Origin of the sequence: Achromobacter sp. SIMBA_011, from assembly GCF_046535435.1 — a bacterium.
In the GTDB taxonomy this organism is placed as follows: Bacteria; Pseudomonadota; Gammaproteobacteria; order Burkholderiales; family Burkholderiaceae_B; genus Achromobacter; species Achromobacter dolens.
The window spans coordinates 1-229 of the sequence record NZ_JAWRWN010001350.1 but is presented as its reverse complement, the minus strand read 5'-3'; the positions used below and the strand labels follow the sequence as shown (position 1 = coordinate 229).

General features: G+C 57.6%; 1 protein-coding gene. It reads right to left on the bottom strand.

Annotated elements, in window-relative coordinates; translation table 11 throughout:
- Positions 1-53: 53 nt before the first annotated feature.
- Entirely contained in the window at positions 54-185 is a 132-nt protein-coding gene (locus SB816_RS35470) for a hypothetical protein (protein WP_410548681.1), read from the bottom strand.
- Positions 186-229: the final 44 nt, after the last annotated feature.

Sequence of the window (229 nt, the reverse complement as noted above, 5' to 3'; positions counted from 1 at the left end):
AATATGCTCCCGAGACCCTAACGCCAGTCTCACACCAAGCGGCAATAAGCCGCTTACTTGATCTCGTCAGCCTTGTGGTCGACGGTCTTGGCAGTGGTATTGGCATCGGCCGCCGGCGGAGGCGTTGCGTCATCGTCGGACATGCCCTTCTTGAAGCTCTTGATGCCCTTCGCGACATCACCCATCAGTTCCGGAATCTTGCCGCGTCCGAAGAGGACGAGAACGATCA

Excerpts from the sequence above, each read along its gene's own strand:
- SB816_RS35470 (WP_410548681.1), bottom strand. The coding sequence starts at position 185 with ATGGGTGATGTCGCGAAGGGCATCAAGAGCTTCAAGAAGGGCATGTCC.